The sequence below is a fragment of the Actinophytocola sp. genome (assembly GCF_036402745.1).
GTDB lineage: Bacteria > Actinomycetota > Actinomycetes > Mycobacteriales > Pseudonocardiaceae > Actinophytocola.
In genome coordinates this window covers 1-20846 of record NZ_DASWSJ010000123.1, presented here as the reverse complement: position 1 = coordinate 20846, position 20846 = coordinate 1, and the positions used below count along the sequence as shown (strand labels likewise).

At 73.0% G+C, this 20846-nt stretch carries 24 protein-coding genes; 10 read left to right on the top strand and 14 right to left on the bottom strand.

The window, feature by feature from the left end; genetic code table 11:
- Together VGD70_RS12035 and VGD70_RS12030 are read left to right on the top strand one after the other, a co-directional pair.
- On the top strand, nucleotides 1–1283 hold a 1283-nt coding region (locus tag VGD70_RS12035; protein WP_331081101.1), incomplete at its 5' end, for a dihydrolipoyl dehydrogenase family protein.
- A 1-nt stretch (nucleotide 1284) separates the two neighbouring features.
- Nucleotides 1285–2211: an aldo/keto reductase gene (locus tag VGD70_RS12030; protein WP_331081099.1), complete on the top strand. Its 927-nt coding sequence runs from the start codon at nucleotides 1285–1287 to the stop codon at nucleotides 2209–2211.
- 2 nt (nucleotides 2212–2213) lie between these two features.
- Here the strand turns inward: VGD70_RS12030 and VGD70_RS12025 are convergent, their stop codons facing one another.
- The 3 genes from VGD70_RS12025 to VGD70_RS12015 all read right to left on the bottom strand — a co-directional run bounded on the left by VGD70_RS12025 (nucleotide 2214) and on the right by VGD70_RS12015 (nucleotide 4537).
- A complete protein-coding gene (locus tag VGD70_RS12025) occupies nucleotides 2214–2726 on the bottom strand; it encodes a DinB family protein (RefSeq protein ID WP_331081097.1) in 513 nt (170 codons plus the stop codon).
- A 112-nt stretch (nucleotides 2727–2838) separates the two neighbouring features.
- Entirely contained in the window at nucleotides 2839–3480 is a 642-nt protein-coding gene (locus tag VGD70_RS12020; RefSeq protein WP_331081095.1) for a DJ-1/PfpI family protein, read from the bottom strand.
- Nucleotides 3481–3550: 70 nt separating this feature from the next.
- A complete protein-coding gene (locus VGD70_RS12015) occupies nucleotides 3551–4537 on the bottom strand; it encodes an AraC family transcriptional regulator (RefSeq protein WP_331081093.1) in 987 nt (328 codons plus the stop codon).
- 138 nt (nucleotides 4538–4675) lie between these two features.
- Between VGD70_RS12015 and VGD70_RS12010 the strand changes: the two genes are divergently transcribed.
- The gene (locus VGD70_RS12010; RefSeq protein ID WP_331081091.1) at nucleotides 4676–5056 is read left to right on the top strand and encodes an STAS domain-containing protein; all 381 of its coding nucleotides are present in this window, start codon (nucleotides 4676–4678) and stop codon (nucleotides 5054–5056) included.
- A 6-nt stretch (nucleotides 5057–5062) separates the two neighbouring features.
- On the opposite strand, the gene VGD70_RS12005 is transcribed toward VGD70_RS12010, so the two are convergent.
- From VGD70_RS12005 to VGD70_RS11980, 6 genes are all read right to left on the bottom strand, one after another.
- The gene (locus VGD70_RS12005; protein WP_331081089.1) at nucleotides 5063–5500 is read right to left on the bottom strand and encodes a hypothetical protein; all 438 of its coding nucleotides are present in this window, start codon (nucleotides 5498–5500) and stop codon (nucleotides 5063–5065) included.
- Between the two features lie 162 nt (nucleotides 5501–5662).
- The gene (locus VGD70_RS12000) at nucleotides 5663–5791 is read right to left on the bottom strand and encodes a hypothetical protein (RefSeq protein ID WP_331081087.1); all 129 of its coding nucleotides are present in this window, start codon (nucleotides 5789–5791) and stop codon (nucleotides 5663–5665) included.
- 169 nt (nucleotides 5792–5960) lie between these two features.
- Complete coding sequence (locus VGD70_RS11995; protein ID WP_331081085.1) at nucleotides 5961–6392, bottom strand: VOC family protein; 432 nt, start codon at nucleotides 6390–6392, stop codon at nucleotides 5961–5963.
- Nucleotides 6385–6768: a VOC family protein gene (locus VGD70_RS11990; protein WP_331081083.1), complete on the bottom strand. Its 384-nt coding sequence runs from the start codon at nucleotides 6766–6768 to the stop codon at nucleotides 6385–6387. Before VGD70_RS11990 ends, VGD70_RS11995 begins: the two co-directional genes overlap by 8 nt.
- Entirely contained in the window at nucleotides 6755–7447 is a 693-nt protein-coding gene (locus VGD70_RS11985) for a TetR/AcrR family transcriptional regulator (RefSeq protein ID WP_331081081.1), read from the bottom strand. The genes VGD70_RS11990 and VGD70_RS11985 overlap by 14 nt, the downstream gene beginning before the upstream one ends.
- Nucleotides 7448–7461: 14 nt before the next feature.
- The gene (locus VGD70_RS11980; RefSeq protein WP_331081079.1) at nucleotides 7462–8001 is read right to left on the bottom strand and encodes a hypothetical protein; all 540 of its coding nucleotides are present in this window, start codon (nucleotides 7999–8001) and stop codon (nucleotides 7462–7464) included.
- 151 nt (nucleotides 8002–8152) lie between these two features.
- On the opposite strand from VGD70_RS11980, the gene VGD70_RS11975 reads away from it, so the two are divergent.
- Entirely contained in the window at nucleotides 8153–8917 is a 765-nt protein-coding gene (locus tag VGD70_RS11975) for a crotonase/enoyl-CoA hydratase family protein (protein WP_331081077.1), read from the top strand.
- 10 nt (nucleotides 8918–8927) lie between these two features.
- Here the strand turns inward: VGD70_RS11975 and VGD70_RS11970 are convergent, their stop codons facing one another.
- A complete protein-coding gene (locus VGD70_RS11970) occupies nucleotides 8928–9713 on the bottom strand; it encodes a class I SAM-dependent methyltransferase (protein WP_331081075.1) in 786 nt (261 codons plus the stop codon).
- Between the two features lie 166 nt (nucleotides 9714–9879).
- On the opposite strand from VGD70_RS11970, the gene VGD70_RS11965 reads away from it, so the two are divergent.
- Nucleotides 9880–10248: a YciI family protein gene (locus VGD70_RS11965; RefSeq protein ID WP_331081074.1), complete on the top strand. Its 369-nt coding sequence runs from the start codon at nucleotides 9880–9882 to the stop codon at nucleotides 10246–10248.
- A 4-nt stretch (nucleotides 10249–10252) separates the two neighbouring features.
- Entirely contained in the window at nucleotides 10253–11452 is a 1200-nt protein-coding gene (locus VGD70_RS11960) for an RNA polymerase sigma factor (protein WP_331081072.1), read from the top strand.
- Nucleotides 11453–11674: 222 nt separating this feature from the next.
- Here the strand turns inward: VGD70_RS11960 and VGD70_RS11955 are convergent, their stop codons facing one another.
- Entirely contained in the window at nucleotides 11675–12325 is a 651-nt protein-coding gene (locus VGD70_RS11955) for a TetR/AcrR family transcriptional regulator (RefSeq protein WP_331081070.1), read from the bottom strand.
- 106 nt (nucleotides 12326–12431) lie between these two features.
- Here VGD70_RS11955 and VGD70_RS11950 point away from each other — a divergent pair, with 106 nt between their 5' ends.
- The 3 genes from VGD70_RS11950 to VGD70_RS11940 are packed head-to-tail and all read left to right on the top strand — an operon-like array spanning nucleotide 12432 to nucleotide 15709.
- Nucleotides 12432–13919: an NAD(P)/FAD-dependent oxidoreductase gene (locus VGD70_RS11950; RefSeq protein WP_331081068.1), complete on the top strand. Its 1488-nt coding sequence runs from the start codon at nucleotides 12432–12434 to the stop codon at nucleotides 13917–13919.
- A complete protein-coding gene (locus VGD70_RS11945) occupies nucleotides 13916–14761 on the top strand; it encodes an alpha/beta fold hydrolase (RefSeq protein ID WP_331081066.1) in 846 nt (281 codons plus the stop codon). The genes VGD70_RS11950 and VGD70_RS11945 overlap by 4 nt, the downstream gene beginning before the upstream one ends.
- Nucleotides 14762–14797: 36 nt before the next feature.
- Nucleotides 14798–15709: a hypothetical protein gene (locus tag VGD70_RS11940; protein WP_331081064.1), complete on the top strand. Its 912-nt coding sequence runs from the start codon at nucleotides 14798–14800 to the stop codon at nucleotides 15707–15709.
- Between the two features lie 3 nt (nucleotides 15710–15712).
- On the opposite strand, the gene VGD70_RS11935 is transcribed toward VGD70_RS11940, so the two are convergent.
- Complete coding sequence (locus tag VGD70_RS11935; protein WP_331081062.1) at nucleotides 15713–16405, bottom strand: haloacid dehalogenase type II; 693 nt, start codon at nucleotides 16403–16405, stop codon at nucleotides 15713–15715.
- A 51-nt stretch (nucleotides 16406–16456) separates the two neighbouring features.
- Between VGD70_RS11935 and VGD70_RS11930 the strand changes: the two genes are divergently transcribed.
- Nucleotides 16457–17188 (top strand): SDR family oxidoreductase, encoded by a 732-nt coding sequence (locus VGD70_RS11930; RefSeq protein WP_331081060.1) that lies wholly within the window; start codon nucleotides 16457–16459, stop codon nucleotides 17186–17188.
- 214 nt (nucleotides 17189–17402) lie between these two features.
- On the opposite strand, the gene VGD70_RS11925 is transcribed toward VGD70_RS11930, so the two are convergent.
- Both VGD70_RS11925 and VGD70_RS11920 read right to left on the bottom strand, forming a co-directional pair.
- A complete protein-coding gene (locus VGD70_RS11925; RefSeq protein WP_331081058.1) occupies nucleotides 17403–19934 on the bottom strand; it encodes a polynucleotide kinase-phosphatase in 2532 nt (843 codons plus the stop codon).
- A partial coding sequence (locus VGD70_RS11920) for a 3' terminal RNA ribose 2'-O-methyltransferase Hen1 (RefSeq protein WP_331081056.1) occupies nucleotides 19934–20846 on the bottom strand: 913 nt, incomplete at its 5' end. The genes VGD70_RS11920 and VGD70_RS11925, both read right to left, overlap by 1 nt.

The window sequence follows — 20846 nt, the reverse complement described above, 5'->3', positions numbered from 1 at the left end:
CGTGCCCGAACATCGCCTGCCTGCCGAGCAAGAACATCATTCACTCGGCCAAGGTCAGGTCCTTCACCATGCGTGCCGCCGAGTTCGGGGTCGACCTGGAGTCGGCGGTGACCAGCATGCGGGGCGTGCAGGCCAGGAAGCGGGCGATGGTCGACAGCCTCCGCCGGTTTCACCTGGACCGGTACCGGGCCAGCGGCGCCGAGCTGGTCATGGGCGAGGCCCGCCTCGTCGACGAAAGAACCGTCGACGTCCGGCTGGCCGACGGCGGCAGGCGCACCATCAGCGGTGAGAAGGTGTTCCTGGACCTGGGCACCCACGCGACCGTGCCCGACGTGCCCGGGCTTGCCGCCGCCCGGCCGATGACCCACGTCGAGCTGCTGGACCTCGACCGCCTGCCGGAGCACCTGATCGTCATCGGCGGCGGCTACGTCGGGCTGGAGCTGGCGCAGGCCATGCGCCGCTTCGGCGCCCGGGTCACCGTCGTCGAACAGGGGCGGCAGCTGGCCGGCCGCGAGGACGCGGACGTCGGGGCGGCGCTGCTCGAGCTCTTCCGCGACGAGGGGATCACCGTCCACCTCGGGACCCGGGTCCGCGGCGTCGACGGGCAGTCCGGCAGCGGCGTGCGCGTGGTCACGGACGGACCCGTCGTCGAGGGGACGGACCTGCTCGTCGGCGTCGGCCGCACGCCGAACACCGGCGGCATCGGGCTGGAGCAGGCCGGGGTGAAGCTCACCGAGGCCGGCTACATCGCGGTCGACGAGCGCCTTGCCACCACGGCGGCCAACGTGTGGGCGATGGGCGAGTGTGCGGGCAGCCCGCAGTTCACCCACGTGGCCTTCGACGACTTCCGCGTGGTGCACGACAACCTGACCGGTGGCGACAGCACGGCCACCGACCGCCTCGTGCCGTACTGCATGTTCACCGATCCCGAGCTGGCACGGGTCGGCTGGAACGAGTCCGAGGCCACCCGGCGCGGGGTCGGATACCGCCTGCTCACCCTGCCGATGGCCGCGGTGCTGCGGACCAGGACGCTGTCCGAGCCGCGCGGGTTCATGAAGATGCTGGTCGCCGCGGACAGCGACGAGATCCTCGGGTTCACCGTGTTCGGGGCGGAGGCCAGCGAGCTGATGGCCGCCGTCCAGACCGCGATGATCGGCCGCATCCCGTACACCGCACTGCGCGGCGCGATCTACGCCCATCCGACCGCGGCCGAAGGGCTCACCTTCCTGCTCAGGAACACGCCCGCCGCGCCGGCCCCTTCGACGACCTCCAGCGTGGGTTGACATGGTTGCTCTCGGACGCACTGACCTCGACGTCTTCCGCCTCTGCCTCGGCGGCAACGTGTTCGGCTGGACCGCCGACGAGCCGCGGTCCCGGGCCGTCCTCGACGCGTACACCGCAGCGGGCGGCAACTTCATCGACACCGCCAACTCCTACCTCGTCGAGCACGGCCGCTCCGAGACGATCATCGGGCGCTGGATGGCCGACCGGGGCAACCGCGACCGGGTCGTCGTGGCCACGAAGGTCGGCGGCGGCCGCGGACCGGTCCGCAACCTGCGCGCGGAGACGATCAAGCGCGAGGCGCACGCCTCCCTCGAGCGCCTGCAGACGGACCGCATCGACCTCTACTACGCGCACTTCGACGACGGGGAGACGCCGCTGGAGGAGTCGCTGCGTGCCTTCGACGCGCTCGTCGAGGCGGGCACGGTGCGCCACCTCGGCGCCTCCAACTACACGGCGGAGCGGCTCTCCGCCGCCCTCGAGCTCCAGCGCGCGCAGGGGCTCGCCGAGTTCACCGTCCTGCAGCCGCACTACAACCTCGTCGAGCGCGAGTTCGAGCGCACGCTGCTGCCCGTCGCCGACGCCTGGGACCTCGCCGTGCTGCCCTACTACGCGCTGGCGAAGGGCTTCCTGACCGGCAAGTACCGCCCGGGCAGCGCGGCCGTCGAGTCCCAGCGCGCCGAGGGCGCCCGCGCGTACCTCGACGAGCGTGGCGCGGCGGTGCTCGCGGCACTGGACGAGATCGCCGCGGCCCACGACACCACGGTGGCCGCGGTCGCGCTCGCCTGGCTGCTGGCCCGCCCGCGGGTGGTCGCCCCGATCGCCAGCGCGCGCACCACCGAGCAGCTCGAGCAGATCCTGCCCGCCGCCACGCTGACGCTGACCCCCGCCGAGGTCGACCGGCTGTCGGCGATCACGCGACCGAGCTGAGGTCACGTGCCGGTGACGCCGTCGATCCGTTCCCGGATGAGGTCGGCGTGACCGCAGTGGCGGGCGTACTCGCTGATCATGTGGCTGTAGATCCACCGTAAGGTGACCTTGCCGCCCGCGAAGGGGCTGGTCCCGTCGAGCCCCCGGCCGGCGCAGTTGGCTCGCGCCTGGTCGATCTCCCGTTGCCAGATGCTCTCGGCGGTGGCGAACGAGGTGTCGTCGGTGAGCTCGAACCCACCGTCGTGGCCGTGCGGGTCGGCCTGCGGGTCGTGGATCGGCGGCGCGTGCTCGCCGGTGAGGACGCGGCGGAACCAGTTCCGTTCGACCTCGGCCAGGTGCTGGACGAGACCGAGCAGGGTCAACGGTGACGGAGGCGCGGACGCCGTCCGGAGCTGGGCTTCGGTGAGTCCCGAGCACTTGATGGCGAGGGTGGTGCGGTAGAACTCGAGCCACCCTTCGAGGGTGCCGCGCTCGTCGGCCACCATCGGCGGCACCGGACGATCGGTTGTGGTCATGGACCGGACGCTGCCACAGGGGTCCGACAAGAATTCGTCGGCGTTCGTCCCGGCGTGGCGGACAGCGAAGATGTCCTATGTGGACTTCGCCTGGCCGGGCGGGTGCGGCCGGTCAGATCTCCTGGAGGAAGAAGCGGCTGTTCTCGCGCATGGTGGCGACCAGCTGGGCCGGCGCCTTGGCGGGTGAGCCGGCGTCGTGCGGCGGCTGCGGGTCGTACTCCAGGCCGAGCTGGATGGCCTGCGCCGCACCGTCCCCGGCGATCCGGTTGGTCAGGGCGAGCGCCATGTCGATGCCGGCGGACACCCCGGCCGCGGTCACGTACTTGTCGTCGAACACCACGCGCTGCTCGGTCGGCACCGCGCCGAACGCCGGCAGCTGGTCCAGCGCCAGCCAGTGCGACGTGGCCTTGCGTCCGGTGAGCAGCCCGGCCGCGGCCAGCACGAGCGAGCCGGTGCACACCGAGGCGGTCCAGGTGCTGGTCCGATCGACCTGGCGCAGCCAGGCGTGGACGTCGTCGTCGGTCATCAGCCGCACCTGGCCGGGACCGCCGGGCACCACGACGATGTCGGCCTCCGGCACCTCGGCGAGCGTCGCGTCCGCGATCAGCCCCAGGGTGCCGGCACCGGCGCGCACCTCGCCCTTCTCCTTGCCGACGAACACCACCTCGGCGTCCTGGACATACCGCAGGACCTCGTACGGTCCGATGGCATCCAGCGCCGCCATCTGGTCGAAGAGCAGGATCGCGATACGCATGCGGGTCTCCACGGATCGTTGTGTCGCGCCTCGCTCACCGTAGCGGCGCACACCATGCCGTGGGGAGCGGTCACCCGCGCAGGGTGTCCGAGGGGAGGCGGCCGAACTTCCGGCGGTAGGCGGTGGCGAAGCGGCCCGGGTGCAGGAAGCCCCAGCGGGCGGCGACCGCGGTGATCGTGACGGTGTCGGGCGTGGCCGCGGTCAGCTCGTCGTGCACGCGGTTCAGCCGGACCTCCCGCAGGTAGGTCATGGGCGGCAGGCCGTAGGAACGCTGGAACCCGACCTGCAGCGCCCGGACGCTCGCCGCGACCTCGTGGGCGAGGGTGGCCGACGACCAGGGGCGCCCGGGGTCCTCCTCGATCAGCTCGACCGCGCGACGCACCGTCCTCGGCGGCGCCGGGTGCGCGGACGCCAGGAGGAGATCGCTGTAGTTGTGCGGCTGGGCCAGCAGCAGGCCGGCGATCAGCAGGCTCTGCAGCCGCGCGGCCACCAGCGGGTAGTGCGCGAGCCCACCCGGCCGGCCCGTCTCGCGCTCCACCAGCTCCAGCATCGCGAGCCAGGACTGGGCGGCCGGGGTTCGCAGGTCCATCGCGGTGGCGAAGTGGACCGGCTTGCCCAGCGGCCGGCCGAGCTGGCGCTCCAGCTCGAGCTCCAGCTCGGACCTGTCGATCATGAGGCAGAGCTGCGCGCAGTGTGCCTGCCACCGCAGGTCGGCCGGGTGGTCCGGCATGAACACGGCCGCCCGGTCCGGCCTGGTGAACACGGGGTCGAACGAGCCGCACCGCTGCTCCATCGAGCCGACGAGCGGCACGTTGACGTGATAGTTGCTGGCCTCGACGGTGACCAGCCGGACCGCGCCCCCGTAGCGCAGGTAACCAACCGTGACCGCGCCGACCCGGACCGCGTTGAGCTTCATGTTCAGCCGGACGTCGCGCTCCAGCACGTCCAGCCGGTGCGGCAGGAACGTCCGGGTGACCGCCGCGTGCGCCTCGTCGACATCGGCCGCGCGGGCCACCGGATGCCGGGACAGCAGCTCTTTCTGGGTCGGGGTCACCACGAACCGAACGATAGGCGTGCACCTGTGATCCCGCCATGCGCGCACCGGACAGAACCCCGCGCGAACCGGCTGGAGCGGCGCCCAGGTGTGATCTTCACTGGCAGGCCATGGGATTTCGCTTGCGAGGAGGGTGTCTCGGTGAGTGCAGTGGACCGGGGGCCGATGCCGTCCGGCTTCGAGGCGCAGGTGTTCTCGCTGGAACACACCAGACCCGGCGCGCGCCTGGTGCGCGTGTTCGGCACCCTCAGCCACCGGGCCGGCGCCGAGCTCCTGCTCCTGGTCGACGAGCAGCGCGCCCTGTCCATGGACATCCTGATCCTGGACCTGACCGAGCTGACCAGCTTCGACGCGGAGGCCGTGCGCGTGCTGGTGAAGGTCGCGAGCGAGCTCGGCCGGCTGGACATCGGGCTGTGCCTGGTGGCCTCCGACGGCATCGTGTCCCCGGCGCTCGCCGCCGCCGGGGTGCGGGCCATGTTCGAGCTGCACGGTAGCGTCGCCGACGCCCTCGACGTGCCCTGACCGCGGCTACGGCCGGCGCCGGGGCAGCGTCGACATGATCTGGGTGGCGAGCCGCTCGGTGATGCGCAGCCGCGGGGTGTTGCTGGCGGCCCGCTCCGCGACCTGTCGCGGGTTGAGCCCCATCTCGTGATACAGCCGGACCGCTCGCTCCTGCTCGGCGGTCCACGGCCGCGGCCGTGCCGTCTGGCCCGGCTTCCGGACGGCCTTGTGCGGCGTCCGGGGCATGGCGTGACCCGCGCGGTAGTCGAGCCCGAGCGAGGTGTCCTTCTTCGCCAGCTCGCCGGCCTCACCGCGCCGCCTGATCTCGTCCGGATCCCCGACGACGATGGTGTCGGCGCCCTTGTTGACCCCGATCGCGGTCACCAGCACGCCGCGGTGGTGCACCGCCTGACACCGGGGTTTCGTGCAGTACCGATATCCGAGCTCGACCCGTTCCGCGGGCATCTCCTCGCCGCATTCGATACAGGTAACCCTGCTTACCATCCCGACAGTCACCTCCTCGGAATGCAACGCCGCGAACAGATCGCGTGTTCCACCCGGGCGGTCCCGGCCGCCGCGCGCCGAATCCACCAGCGCGCTGTCCCGGCGCGATTCGGAGGTGGATTGTCAGTCCCGCTGCCGGGCGTCTTCGTCGTCTTTCCGGTGGTCGCCGGCTCGGTCGTCCTCTGCCGGGCCGGCGCGAAACTCCCGCAGCAGCTCGTCGAATATCGGTGTCGCCACATCTTGTTCGGTCACGCGTACCTCCCCTGTGGTCGCGAACGTGGATCGCTCGGCTTCACCGCGACGCAACGGGCTCCGGACCAATCACCCACCTTTTGCGACGGTCGGCGCAGGGGACTGGGCCGATCGGCGTAGCTGGACGTGCTCCCGGGCTCAGGTGGCTCCTCGTCGAACACGCGACCAGTCAGTTCCCAGTTTCGGGCCGGGTCGCCTGGTGCGGGGCGTGGGTGCGCAGCGGGGATCTGTCGCCGATCAGCCACAGGTGGCCGAACGGGTCGGTGAAGCCTCCCTGGCGATGGCGGCCCCACGGCCTCAGGTGGTCGCGGATCTCGTCGACGCTTCCGTCCGCGCCCGCCGCCACCGCGCGGGCGATGAGGCTGTCGGGGTCGTCCACGAAGACCTCGATCCGGACGGTTCTCGTGCCGCACGTGGCGGGGGTGTCCCAGCCGTTGTTCGCGGGCTCGCCGAGGAAGAACGGCGCGCCCTGGACGGTCAGGCCGATGACGCTGCCCAGGTTCCACAGCTCGGTGGCGCCGAGTCCCTCCGCGTACCACCGGGCGGCCGCCGGCGCGTCGTCGACCGCGAGCATCACCGAGAGCACCGGGGTGTCAGGCATCGGCGTGGTGGCCGGGGTCGAGCTGGAAGACGCCGATCGCGTTGCCGGCGGGGTCGTGGATGGTCGCGAGCAGCCGGACGCCATCGTCCACTGTGGGCGGTTGGGTTATCTCCCCGCCGTTGTCGGTGGCCAGCTCGAGGGCGTGGCCGAGGTCGTCGACGTTGATCCACACCAGCGGGCCGGCGTCGGGGGCGGGCGGCCGGTCGTCGATCCACTGGCCGATCAGGCCGGGGGCCTCGAAGCTCGGGTAGGGGCGCTCGACGTGCCAGCCGAACACCGCCCGGTAGAACTCCGCCGACCGCCACACGTCCACCGCGGGGATCTGCAGGTAGCCGACCTGACCGTGGGCAAGCGGAGCTGTCTCATGTTCGACCATCGGAGTGTCCTTTCGCATCCCGGCCCGGTGCCAGGAGAAGTCGGGGAACGCTGTCGGTGAACCAGTGTTCGACGTCGTCCGGGCGCCACCCGCGACGCCGGGTGAGCCTGGTGAAGACGACCGGGTCCATGAGCAGCCAGACGGTGTCGACGGCGGCGGCCCGGCTCATCCCGGGGCGCAGTGGCGCGCGGGCGAGGATCCCGTCGACGAGCCAGCCGGCGGTGATCGTGCGCTGGGCCTCCTGCCGCTCGGTGAGGGCCTTGATCTCCGGGTCCGTGGGTGCGGCCTCGTAGGCGGCGGCCACGAGCTCCGCGGCCCGGGTCGCGGCCGCCGCGAACACCTGGCCGAAGATCGCCACGAAGTCCGCGACCGTGTCGCTGGCCTCCGCCTTGCGCGCCCAGTCCCGCTCCAGCACGGCGACCGGCTCGTCGTCCCCGGCGATCGCCACGTCGATGGCCGTCTTGAGCAGCCGCGGCTTCGTGCCGAACGCCAGCTCGACCGTCGGCACCGACACGCCGGCCCGGGCGGCGACCGCGCGCACGGTGGTCGCCGCGTAGCCGTGGGCGCGGAACAGCTCGGCGGCGGCCGCGACGATCCGCGCGCGGGTGTGGCGCGCACGCTCCGCGCGGCGGGGCGCGTGGTAGGCGCGCCGCGCCGGGTCACGGTCGTCGTCCGGCATGGGTCCGATATTAACTAGGGTAGGCCCATATCTAAAGTGCCGGGCTCCGTCACGCCGCCGGCCCGGGCGGTCGCCGCGATCGGGGGGATGTGTGCCTCGCCCACGCTGAGCAGCAGGTCACCGTCGCGCGTGTGCAGCTCCAGGCGGGCGAACTGGCGCTGGGTCATCGCCTGGCCGACCAGCTGGGTCTCGATCCGCGTGGTCATCACCAGGTCGGGCCAGGGGTACGGCGTCAGGCGCCCGCCGGCCACGAACACGAGCCCGCCGGCGAACAGGTGGGCTCGCGGCGCGGCGGCCCGCGTGCGGCGCAGGAACCGGACGCCGGTGATCGCGAGCGCGGCGCCGGTCACCGCCAGCACCGCGCCGATCGCCTTGCCCACGACGCTCTCGTAGGTGACCAGCAGGATCACCCCGATGAGCAGCAGCAGCGCCGCCGCCAGCCACGACAGGAAGCACCCCCGCGCCCCGGCACCGCCGAACGACACCGTGCGGACGAACGCGCCGAAGCCGCTGCCCGCCGCGAGATCGTCGACCTCGTCGGAAACCTTGTCCACCCGACCTCCCCGCCAGCGCTCGCGCCATCGTCGGGGGCGCCGATCCGGCGGTCAAGTCCGATCTTCCCGACCGCGCCGCGCGTTCGCCCGCACCACGGTGGTCGAGCCGCCTGTGCTACAGGTGATGGCACACGGAAGGGGAGGAGCCACGATGTCCGATGAGGTCACCGTCGAGGAGGTCGGCCGCACGCTGGTCGTGACCATCGACCGGCCGCGGGCCCGCAACGCGATCAACGAGGCGGTCGGGCGGTCGATCGCCGCCGCCCTGGACCGGCTCGACGCCGAGGACGGGCTCGTCGCCGGCATCATCACCGGGGCCGGCGGCACGTTCAGCGCCGGCATGGACCTCAAGGCGTTCGTCCGCGGTGAGCTGCCGATCGTGCCCGGGCGGGGGTTCGCCGGCATCGTCGAGCGCTCGTCCCACAAGCCGGTGATCGCCGCCGTCGAGGGGTACGCGCTCGCCGGCGGGTTCGAGATCGTGCTCGCCTGCGACCTGGTCGTGGCCGGCCGCGGGGCGACGTTCGGCCTGCCCGAAGTCACCCGCGGGCTGGTCGCCTCGGCCGGCGGGCTGCTCCGGCTGCCCCACCGGGTCCCGTACCACGTGGCGATGGAGCTGGCGCTGCTCGGCAGCCACGTGGGCGCCGAACGGATGCACGCGTACGGGCTGGTCAACCGGCTCGTCGACGACGGCACCGCGCTCGACGCCGCGCACGAGCTGGCCCGCGGGATCGCCGCCAACGGCCCGCTCGCCGTGGCCGCCACCAAGCGGATCATCGTCGAGAGCGCGGACTGGCCGGCCGCCGAGGCGTTCGCCCGCCAGGGGGAGATCGCGGGACCGGTGTCGGCCTCGGCCGACGCGCGGGAGGGTGCGATCGCCTTCGCCGAGAAGCGCGCGCCCGTATGGACCGGCGAGTGAGACGCCGGGCTCAAGCCCCGGTTGCTACTCGCCGACGCCGCCGGGCGATGAGCGCCCAGATCCGGTGCGGCACCATCAGCGGCTCCTCGGGGAACCGCTCGCGCAGCAGCGCGGACAGGTCGGCGTCGAACGCGGCGACCCCGGCGTCCGGCAGGCTCGCGCCGACGCCGTTGGAGCTGCGCATGCGTCCGCGCCACGCGTCGTGGGTGAACGGGACGTCGACGTCGAAGCAGACCGTCCCGACGTCGTCGAACCCGGCCGCCGCGAGCTCGGCGCCCCACTCCGGGTGGGTGCCGCTGCTCCCGGCCAGGGGCCAGCCCGGGTTGTGGGCGAGGACCAGTTCCTCGCTGACCGCGCAGACGTTGCCCGGCACCACCAGGTAGTCGCGGGTGCAGATGGTGACCGCGCCGCCGGCGACCAGCAGCCGGCGTGCCTCCGCGGCGACGCGCTCGCGGTCGAACCAGTGCCAGGACTGCCCCGCGCAGACCACGTCCCAGACACCCCCCGGCAGCCCGGTGTCCTCGGCCGGCGCCACCCGGTAGGCCACCTCCAGCCCGGCGGCGGCATCCTGCCGGCGCGCCTCGTCGAGCAGCTCGGGGGCGAGGTCGACCCCGGTCACCACACACCCGGCGGCGGCGAGGTCCCGCGCCAGCACCCCGGTCCCGGTCCCCAGATCGACGACGCGCTGGCCGGTCCGGCCGATCCCGGCAGCGGCCAGCCGGGCGAACAGCTCGGGCGGGAACGCGGTGCGGTACCTGGCATAGTCACGGGCCGTCCGGCCGAAGTCCACGGGCACCCGGCCATCATGCCTGGTCGGTGTCGCGGCTGCCGAGCCTCGCGCACGAAGCCCTCGGGCGGTGCCGAGCATCGCGAAACACGGCCACGACGGGCTGTCGATTTCGTCGACAGTCGTTCGTAGTGGGGCAGGGTGGGAGATGCCCGCCTGGACGAGGAGCGTTCCGATGACCCAGTACCTGTTGTCCGTGCACACCGGTGTCGAGAGCGGCGCGGACGGCGGCCCGCCGCCGTCCGAGGCGGCGGCGCAGGCGCAGTACCAGGAGATACTGGCGCTGGAGGAGGACATGAAGGCGGCCGGGGCGTGGCTGTTCTCCGGCCGGTTGACCGAGCCCGACCTGGCCACGGTGGTGCGGGTGGCGGCGGGCGACGTGCTCACCACGGACGGTCCGTTCGTGGAGTCGAAGGAGCACCTGGCCGGCTTCTACATCGTCGAGGCGGACGACCTCGATGCCGCCCTGGGCTGGGCGAGCCGGACGGCCGCCATCGTCGGCAAGCCCATCGAGGTGCGCCCGTTCTGGGACAGCCGAGCCTGACCGGATGACGGACCCGGTTGGGGAGGCCGCGATCGGCCGGGCGTTCCGCGAGGAGTCCGGCCGGTCGGTGGCCACCCTGATCCGGGTGTTCGGCCAGATCGACATCGCCGAGGACGCGGTCCAGGACGCGTTCGCGACGGCGCTGCGCGTCTGGCCGCGGGACGGCCTGCCGCCCAACCCCGGCGGCTGGATCACCACGACGGCGCGGCGGTGCGCGATCGACCGGCTGCGCAGGGACGGCCGCGGCCGCGAGCTGCTCAAGGAGCTCGCGGTGCTCGACGGTCCGGACGAGGTGGAGGAGGCACCCGAGGTGGCTGACGACCGGCTCCGGCTGATCTTCACCTGTTGCCACCCGGCGCTGGCGCCGGAGGCCCAGGTCGCGCTGACCCTGCGGCTGCTCGGCGGGCTCCGCACCGAGGAGGTGGCCCGCGCGTTCCTGGTCGCCGAACCGGCCATGGCGCAACGGCTCGTCCGGGCCAAGCGCAAGATCAAGCTCGCCCGCATCCCGTACCGGGTGCCGCGCGACCACGAGCTGCCCGCCCGCCTCCGGTCCGTGCTGGCGGTGCTCTACCTGATCTACAACACCGGCGCCGCCGAGTTTCGGGCCGAGGCGATCCGGCTGGCCCGCGTCCTCGGCTCGCTGATGCCCGACGAGCCCGAGGCGACCGGGCTGCTGGCGCTGCTGCTGCTCACCGAGTCCCGGTTCCGCACAAGGGTCGCCGACGACGGCTCGCTGGTCCTGCTGCGCGACCAGGACCGCACCCGGTGGGACCGCGCGCTGATCGACGAGGGCCACGCGCTCGTGCGTGCCTGCCTGCGCCGCGACCGCCCCGGCCCCTACCAGCTGCAGGCCGCGATCAACGCCGTGCACACCGACGCCGGGTCGTTCCCGGCGACGGACTGGGCGCAGATCCTCGCCCTCTACGACCAGCTCCTGGCCCTCGCGCCGACCCCGGTGGTCGCGCTGAACCGGGCCATCGCCGTGGGCGAGGTCCACGGCCCGCGAGCCGCCCTCGACCTCGTCGACGAGCTGGACCTGCCCGACTACCACGCCTTCCACGCCACCCGCGCCGACCTGCTGCGCCGCCTCGGCCGGGCCGGGGACGCCGCCGCCGCGTACGCCGCCGCGGCCGCCCTCGCGCCGAACCCCGCGGAACGGGCCTACCTCGCCGCGCGGGCGGCGGCCCTGCGGCAGGGTGGCTGAGCCGGGGACAGGGCGACCGTGGTGGATGGCGGTGCGCGCCGGACTACTCCGCCTCCCCGGGATTTAAAGTGTGCGTTGCGTTCCGGCGAATGGTGCGGGTATCAGGGTGGGTGGTGGCTGGGTTCCGTCACGGTCCCCTGAGGTTGCGGTGGTCGGCGATCCGATCGAGGCCCAGGCGTTGCTCGCAGGGCTTCACACGATGATCTACGAGACAGGCCTTACCTAGGGGTCCGCGCGCGGGGTCGTCGTCTGGTAGATCGCGTTCAGCCAGATGGTCAGCAGGACGTCGACCACGCTCTCCTCGGCCACCGACGGGCCGTCCTGGGCGAAGGTGGCGTACAGGACCCGCTCGTTCATCGAGTTCAGGGCCACCGCCAGGTCGCGGGCCGGCAGGCCGGGCGGGGCGGCACCGCGCTCGCGTTCACCCTCGATCGCGTCCACGACCAGCAGCGCCCAGGACTCCATGACCCGCGCCCACAGCGCGCGCACCTCGCCGTTGGTCACCCGGGCGGCGGCGCTGGCGAGCGTCACCGGGCGGTGCGCGCGGAACGTCTCGTGGAACGCGGCGATGCAGTCGCGCCAGTACCGCGGCGGGTCGCTCGCCAGGACGTCGGGCACCGCCTCCACCGCGGCGTCGGCCTCCTTGACCACGCGGTCCAGCAGCGCCAGCAGCACGGCGTCCTTGGAGTGGAAGTAGAAGTAGAACGTCGGCCGTGAGATGCCGGCCCCGCGGGCCAGGTCGTCGATGGAGATCTCGTGCAGCGGGCGCTCGGCGAGCAGCCGCTCGGCAGTGGCCAGGATGGCGACCTCCCGGTCGTCGCCGGAGGGCCGGGTCGTGCGGCGGCCGCGCACGGACCTGGCGGAAACGGGCATGAGCCAGACGCTACCCCGCCGCGGAACCCTCGTTCAACACCCTGTTGACTCACTCGACACCGTGTCGATACCGTGGCCGGCAAGGCTCGACAAGGATGGGGACGTCATGTCTGTGGACCACGTCGACGTGCTGATCGTGGGTGCCGGGCTCTCCGGCATCGGCGCCGCCTGCCACCTGAAGCGGGAGTGTCCCGACCGGACGTTCGCCATCCTGGAGGCGCGCGACGCCATCGGTGGCACCTGGGACCTGTTCCGCTACCCCGGCGTGCGGTCGGACTCGGACATGTACACCCTCGGCTACTCGTTCCGGCCGTGGAACCAGGCCAAGGCGATCGCCGACGGCGCGTCCATCCGCGAGTACGTCCGCGACACGGCGCGCGAGTTCGGCGTCGACCGGGAGATCCGGTTCGACCACAAGGTCACCGGCGCCGAGTGGTCCACGAAGGACAGTCGCTGGACCGTCCACGTGCGCCACGGCGGCACCGAGAAGACCATCACCTGCGCGTTCCTGTTCGTCTGCTCCGGCTACTACCGCTACGACCAGGGCTACACGCCGGACCTGCCGGGCATCGAGAAGTTCGCCGGCCAGGTCGTGCACCCGCAGCACTGGCCCGAGGACCTCGACCACGTGGGCAAGCGGGTCGTGGTCATCGGCAGCGGTGCCACCGCGGTGACGCTCGTGCCGTCGATGGCCGAGACCGCCGCGCACGTCACGATGCTGCAGCGCTCGCCGAGCTACATCCTGGCGCTGCCGTCCCGGGACCCGCTCGCCGACCTGCTGCGCGGCCGGGTGCCGGAGAAGGTGCTCTACCCGCTCGTGCGGTGGAAGAACGTGCTGAGCGCGCAGCTGTTCTACCAGCTGAGCCGCCGCGCGCCGGCGGCGGTGAAGTCGTTGCTGCGCAAGGGCGCGCAGAAGCTGTTGCCGGCCGGCTACGACGTCGACACGCACTTCGCGCCGCGCTACAACCCGTGGGACCAGAGACTCTGCTTCGTACCCGACGGCGACCTGTTCAAGGCGGTCACGAGCGGTCGCGCGTCGATCGTGACCGACGAGATCGAGGGCTTCACCGCGTCGGGTGTCACGGTGGCGGGCGGCCACGAGCTGCCGGCCGACATCGTGGTCACCGCCACCGGGCTGAACCTGCTGCCGGTCGGGGGCATGTCGCTCACCGTGGACGGCACGGAGGTCGAGCTCGGCACGACGCTGGCCTACAAGGGCATGATGCTCTCCGGCGTGCCCAACTTCGCGCTCACCATCGGCTACACCAACGCGTCCTGGACGCTCAAGAGCGACCTCGTCGCCCGCTACGTGTGCCGGCTGCTCAACCACATGACCGAGCGGGGCTACCGGATGAGCACGCCGCAGGTGCCGGCCGGCACCGAGGCCACCGTGCCGCTCGTCGACCTGCAGGCCGGCTACGTGCTGCGCAGCATCGACAAGCTGCCCAAGCAGGGCCCGGCCGCGCCGTGGCGGCTGTACCAGAACTACCCGCGCGACGTGCTGCTGATGCGCCACGGCCCGGTGGACGACGACATGCGGTTCGACCGCGCGCCGGCCGCCGCGCCCACCGTCCTCAGTGGACAGCCGGGATGACGGCCGTCGACGAGCGGGTCCGGGTCGCCGGCCGGCAGGTCCGCTACCGGGTGACCGGCGACGGGCCGCCCGTCGTGCTGCTGCACGGGATCGGCCGCAGCCTCGACGACTTCGCCGAGCAGCACGAGCTGCTCGGCGACGCCTTCCGGGTGTACAGCGTGGACCTGGCCGGGTTCGGCGGGTCCGACCCGCTGCCCGGCACGTGCACGCTGCCCGCCCTCGCCGACACGGTCGCCGGCTTCCTCGACGCGGTGGGCGAGACCCGCCCGGCACACCTGGTCGGCAACTCGCTCGGCGGCGCGGTGGCCATGCTGCTGGCGCTGCGCCACCCGGACCGGGTGCGCAGCCTCGTGCTCGCCAACAGCGCCGGCTTCGGCCGCGAGGTGACGATCGCGCTGCGCCTGCTGGCCCTGCGCCCGCTCGGCCGGCTGCTGCTGCGCCCGTCCCTCGGCGGCTCGCGGCGCACCGAGCGGGCGATCTTCCGGGACGCCGCCTTCGTCACCGAGGCGCGGATCGCGCGTGCCTTCGAGCTGTCCAGACGCCCGCACGGCGCCCGGGTGATGCTGGAGCTGTGCCGCCAGCTCGGCACGGTCCGCGGCGTCCGGCAGCCGTGGCGCGACGCCGTGCTCGCCGCCACCGCGGCGGCGGCCGTGCCCACGTTCGTCGTGTGGGGCGAGAAGGACCTGATCCTGCCGGCGGCCCACCTGGAGGCGGCGAAGGTCGTGCTGCCGCACGCCCGCACGCACCTGTTCCGCGACACCGGACACATGCCGCAAATCGAGCGCGCGGAGGAGTTCGCGCGGCTCGTTCGGAGCTTCTGGGCGGACTCGGTACCGGACTGACCTTGCCATCCGGCGCACGGCCGGTACGGTGCCCGCATGTCCCCATCCGGCCCGTACCAGGGCGAGCCAGGGCGCCAGGACCCCTACGGACGGCAGCAGTACCCGCCGCAGCAGTACCCCCCGCGGCACCAGCCGCGGCAGCCGTACGAGCCCTACGAGGAGTCGTACCAGGAGCCCTACCAACAGGATCCGTACCAGGACTCCTATCAGGACCAGGGCTACCGGCAGCAGCCGCAGTACGGCCAGCCCGGCCAACCGCCACCGCGACCGCCGGGGGCGCGCCGCCCGGAGCCGCCGCCGGAGTACCCGGACGACGGCTTCAAGCTCCGGCTGCCGGGTCTCGGCCTGATCCTGAGCCTGCTCGGGATCGTGGTGCAGCTGCTCTGCATGCTCGTGCTGCCGTGGGTGTCCGCGTCGGCCGCGGGTGGCCAGTCGATCTCGCTGCCGCAGCTGTGGGACCTCGCGTCCACCGCGGGCGCGCAGGGCTTCGGCGGCTGGTACGTCGTCCTGTTCAGCTACCCGCTCGCCGCGCTCGGCATCGTGCTGGCGCTCGTGTCGGTGCTGGAGTCGGTGGCCGGGAAGGTGATCTTCGCCGGGCTCGCGATCATCGGGATCGGCTGGCTGCTGCTGCGCTACGGCGTCGGCCCGGCCGCGGGCCTGTTCGGCGAGCAGGCGGGCCTGGACTTCTCCCGCCAGGAGATCACCACGATCGTGATCGCGGTGGCCGCGCTGGTGCTCGTGGTCTTCATGCTGCGCACCGGGCTCGCCATGTTCCGCCGGATCGCGGGCCTGGTGCTGCTGGTGATCGCGGGCGTGCACATCTACGCGGTGCAGGACCTGGCCTCCGCCGCCGACGGGCTCTCCTTGGGCGCGTACGGGCCGGCCCTCGGGTATGTGCTCAGCGGCGTGGCGGCCCTGGTCGGCCCGCGGCGCCTCACCCCCGGCTGAGCCTCAGCCAGGATTGAGGACCTCCGCCAGCTGGTCGAAGCTGCTGACGGAGAAATCCGCCGCCACGTCGGCGGCGCGGTCGGCGGCGTGGTGCGGGCCCTTCTCGGCGGGCCGCTCGAGGAACGCCGTGCGCAGGCCCGCGTCGCGCGCGCCGTCGAGGTCCCACCCGTGCGCGGCGACCATCAGCACCTCGTGCGGCTCGACGTCGAGGAGCCCGGCCGCGGTCAGGTAGACCGACGGGTCGGGCTTGTAGGCGCGCGCCAGCTCGGCGGACAGGATGCAGTCGAACGGCAGGTCGGCGTGCTTGACCAGCGCGGTGAGCAACGCGAAGCCGCCGTTGGAGAGCGCGGCGAGCGTGTAGTGCTCGCGGAGCCGGCGCAGCCCGCTGGTCGAGTCGGGCCAGGCGGGGAGGCGGTGCCAGACGCGGACCAGCTTCTGCCGGGTCTCCTCGGCCGGATCGAGCTGGTGCTGATCGAGCAGCTCGTCGAGGGACTCGCGGTGCAAGGTGTCGAGATAAGCCCAGTCGCGCTCGCCGTTGCGGACCCGGTCCATCGATGGGACGTACTTCCGGCGCCACTCGGTCGCGAACGCCGTGCCGTCGACCTCGATCAGGCTGCCGACCTGCTCGGCCACGCCGGTGTACCAGTCCACAGTGGTGCCGAAGATGTCGCAGGCGATCACCCGGATCCCGTCCATGCCGTGCCACCCTTTCGCCGGTAGGTCCTGCGTACTCCCCGGGAGGTTGTCTTGTCGACTCCGAAGATCGCGCTCGTCACCGGTGGCGGCTCCGGCCTCGGCCGGGTGATCGCGACCGCGCTGGCCGGCGCCGGCTACCGGGTGGTGGTGTCGGGCCGCACGGCGAGCACGCTGGCGCGGGTGCCCGACGCGGACCCGGTCGTCGCCGACGTGACCGACGCCGAGGCCGTGCGGGCGTTGTTCGACCACGTCGCGTCCCGGTACGGCCGGCTCGACGTCCTGGTGAACAACGCCGGCGTGTTCGGCCCGGGCGGGCCGGCCGACGAGCTGTCCGATGAGGACTGGCAGGCCGTGGTCGACACCAACCTCACCGGCTCGTTCCGCTGCGCCCGGGCGGCGTTCCGGCTGATGAAGGCCCAGGACCCGCGCGGTGGCCGGATCATCAACAACGGCTCGGTCTCCGCGCACGTCCCGCGCCCCAACGCGGTGGCCTACACCGCGACCAAGCACGCCGTCACCGGCCTCACGAAGGCCTTGGCGCTGGAGGGCCGCGCGCACGACATCGCGGTGAGCCAGCTCGACATCGGCAACGCGGCCACCGACCTGACCGAGAGCTTCGCGTCGGGCACCCTGCAGGCGGACGGCTCGCTGCGCCCGGAGCCCACGATGGACGCCCGGCACGTGGGCGACATGGTGGTACACATGGCCCAGCTCCCGCTGACCGCCAACGTCGCGTTCCTGACGCTGATGGCCACGACGATGCCCTACCTCGGACGAGGTTAAGGCCTGTCTCGTAGATCATGGTGTGAAGTCCCGCGCCGACTGCGCCGACTGCGCCGACTGCGCCGACTGCGCGGACCACCGGAACCTCAGGGGACCGTGACGGCACCCAGCCACCATCCACCCCGATACCCGCACCATCCGCTGGGACGCAACGCACACTTTGAATCCCGGGGAGGCGGACTAGAACGCACACTTTTAATCCCGGGGAGGCGGACTAGAGCCGCGGGTCGACCGGCTCGGACTCCAGGGCCAGCACGGCGAACACGGCCTCGTGCACCCGCCACAGCGGCTCGGCGGCGGCGAAGCGGTCGAGTGCCTCCAGGCCCAGCGCGTACTCGCGCAGCGCGAGGGATCGCTTGCGGCCCAACGACCGCTGCCGCAGCCGGTCGAGGTGGTCGGGGTAGTCGGGGCCGTAGATGATCCGCAGGTACTCCCGGCCGCAGCACTTCACGCCCGGCTGCACCAGCCCGTGCCTGCCCCGCACGATCCCCTCGTCCGGCTTGACCACCATGCCCTCGCCGCCCGCCGCGGTCAGCTCGGTCCACCACGCGACCCCCTCGGCCACCGACGCCGGGTCGGTGACGTCCACAGTGGACCGTCGGGTGGCGCGGAACAGCGCCGGGTCCGCCGCGACCAGCCGGTCGAGCCGCTCGTGGTGCCAGCCGCGGTCGCGGTCGGCGTACCCCGTGCCCTCGCCGGCGAGGATCGTGAACGGCGCCAGCGAGATCCCGTCGAGGTCACGCACGGGCCAGCAGTACCGGCCGTACGCCTCCGTGAACGCGGCCGCGTTGGCGAGCCGGGCGCGCTGCCGGGCCGCCAGCGCGTCGATCGCGGACGCGTCGGAGTAGCGGGCGGCCGCCTGCTCCAGCACGGCCAGGGCCGCCGGCAGCACGTGCCGGGCCGCGGCGCCGACCGGCGCGTACTGGCGGCGCAGCAGCTCGCCGGCCTTCAGCGACCACGGCAGCAGCTCGGCGTCGAGCACCAGCCAGCCGGTCGCGAGCTCGTCCCACAGCCCGGCGGCGTCGACGGCGGCACGGACCCGGGCGAGCAGCCGCTCGGTGACCTCGCCCGGGAAGAACGGCCGGCCGGTGCGGGTGTGGATCGCACCCGTGGCGCCGTCGGTGGCGCCGAACCGGTCGCGGGCCACCTCGGGTGTGCGGCAGAGGACGACCACGGCCCGCGAGCCCATGTGCTTCTCCTCGCACACCACCCGCTCCACGCCGTCCGCGCGGTAGGCGGCGAACGCCTCGGCCGGGTGCTCCAGCATTCCGTCCACAGTGGACGTCGCGGGCGGGGCCATCGTCGGCGGCAGGTACACCAGCCAGTGCGGGTCGATCGCGAACCGGCTCATGACCTCCAGCGCGCCCGCCGCGTTCTCCTCGAGCACCTTGACCCGCCCGTGCAGCGCGGTCTCCACGAACCGGGTGCCCAGCACGTCGTCGACCCGCAGCAGGTCCGCGGGCCGCGCCGGCGGCGCGAGCGGCCGCACGGGCTCGTAGTGGGTCTTCTCCGCGGGCACCGAGACGAGCGCCTTCTCCGGCCACCGCAACGCGGTCAGCGAGCCGCCGAACACGCAGCCGGTGTCCACGCAGATCGTGTTGTTGACCCAGGCGGCGTCGGGCACCGGGGTGTGGCCGTAGACGACGGTGGCGGCGCCGCGGTAGTCCTCGGCCCACGGGTAGCGCACCGGCAGGCCGTACTCGTCGGTCTCGCCGGTGGTGTCGCCGTACAGGCAGAAGGTGCGCACGCGCCCGGACGAGCGGCCGTGGTAGGACTCCTTGAGCCCCGCGTGCGCCACCACGAGCCGGCCGCCGTCCAGCCGGTAGTGGCTGACCAGCCCGTACATGAACTCGCGGGCGTCCTTGCGGAACTCCTCGGGCTCGGCCGCCAGCTGGGCCAGCGACTCCGCGCGCCCGTGCGCCATCGACACGTCCCGGCCGTCGAGCGCGCGGACCAGCTTGTGCTCGTGGTTGCCCGACACGCACAGCCCCGTGCCGGCCGCGACCATCCCCATCACCAGCCGCAGCACGCCGGGTGTGTCGGGTCCGCGGTCCACCAGGTCGCCGACGAACACCGCGGTCCGGCCGTCCGGATGCGTGGCGCCGGCCGGCCGGCCCACCTCGTCGCGGGTGAGCACGTAGCCCAGCCGCGCCAGCAGGGTCTCCAACTCGGCGCGGCAGCCGTGCACGTCGCCGATGACGTCGAACGGCCCGGTGAGCTGGCGCTTGTCGTTGTAGGCCTTCTCCCACTCGATCGCCACGCCGTCCACTTCCTCCACAGTGGACAGCACGTGCACCTTGCGGAAGCCCTCCTTGTGCAGGTGGCGGACCGAGCGGCGCAGCGCGTCGTGCTGGCGGCGGATCACGTGCTCGGGGAGCTTGCGGTGGGTCGCGTTGCGCTCGTGGGACAGCGCCACCGGCAGGTCGAACACGATGGCGACCGGCAGCACGTCCTGCTCCTTGGCCGCGGCGATGAGCTGCGCGCGGTCCTGGCGCTGCACGTGGGTGGCGTCGACGACGGTGAGCCGGCCGGCCCGCAACCGCTTGGCGGCCACGTAGAACAGCGCCTCGAACGCGTCGCTCGTGGCGCCCTGGTCGTTCTCGTCGTCGGACACCAGCGCGCGGAACATGTCCGAGGACAGCACCTGCGTCGGCAGGAAGTGCCGGGCGGCGAACGTCGACTTGCCGGACCCGGTGGCGCCGACCAGCGCGACCAGGCTCAGCTCGGGAATCTCCAGCGTCCTCATCAGTGCCCCCTGCCGAACACGGCGAGCTGGGTCGGTGCGCCCACCTCGGCGTCGACGGGGCCGACGGGCACGTGGCGCACCGCGTACCCGTGCGCCTCGGCGACCGCGGCGGCCCACGCGGCGAACTCGGCGCGGGTCCACTCGAACCGGTGGTCCGGGTGCCGCGGCTCCCCGGCCGGCAACGACTCCCAGCGCACGTTGTACTCCGCGTTCGGCGTCGTCACGAGCACCGTCGCCGGCCGCGCGGTGCCGAACACGGCCGCGGCGAGCGCGGGCAGCCGCGGCGGGTCGACGTGCTCGACGACCTCCGACAGCACGACCGCGTCGTAGCCGGCGAGCCGCGGGTCGGCGTAGGTGACCGAGCCCTGCAGCAGCGAGATCCGCGCGCGCTGCCGGTCGGCGAGCTGGTCCAGCCGCAGCCGCGCGGTCGCGACCCGCAGCGCCCGGGCCGCCACGTCCACGCCGACGATCTCGGTGAACGCCGGCTCGGCCAGCAGCGCGTGCAGCAGGTTGCCCTCACCGCAGCCCAGGTCCACGACCCGGGTCGCGCCCGCGGCCCGCAGCTCGGCGAGGACCGCCGCTCGCCGCTGGTCGGCCAGCGACAGCAGCCGCTCGTCGCCGGCGTCGTGCCCGGTGCCCGGCCTCGGCTCCGCGTCGGTGTCGTCGTCGGTGTCGTCGGCGGGCCGGTCGTCCAGCTCGGTGAGCCGGGCGATCGCCTCGGCCGCGTACCGGCGCTGGTGGGCGAGGTAGCGGGTGGTGATCAGCTCCCGTTCGGGGTGCGTGGCCAGCCACGCGCCGCCCGAGCGGATCAGCTTGTCGATCTCGTCGCCGGAGACCCAGTAGTGCTTGGCGTCGTCGAGGACCGGCAGCAGCACGTACAGCTGGGACAGTGCGTCGGCCAGGCGCATCGTC